The organism is Geomobilimonas luticola (assembly GCF_018476905.1).
Lineage (GTDB): Bacteria > Desulfobacterota > Desulfuromonadia > Geobacterales > Geobacteraceae > Geomobilimonas > Geomobilimonas luticola.
On the sequence record NZ_JAHCVK010000040.1, the window covers coordinates 1 to 209 of the forward strand.

Consider the following 209-nt stretch of genomic DNA (forward strand, 5'->3'; position numbering starts at 1 on the left):
GCCATGGAGGCCAAACAGGCCGCCCTGCCTCCGGGAGCCACCCTTGACGAGAAGGATATGAAGGCTCTGGACAAGGCGCGGAAGGACTTCGAGAAAAACAAGGACGGCAAGTCCATCCTTGGTCTGGACAAACCGATCCTCAAGCTGAAGAACCCGGGCATCTTCTCCATCCCGCTGGGCTTCCTGGCCGCCATCATCGGCACCCTGGC

The 209-nt window shown here is 60.8% G+C and carries 1 pseudogene; it reads left to right on the forward strand.

Features of this window, described 5'->3' with window-relative positions:
- Positions 1–209: pseudogene (locus KI810_RS17220) on the forward strand (cation acetate symporter); the annotation flags it as partial.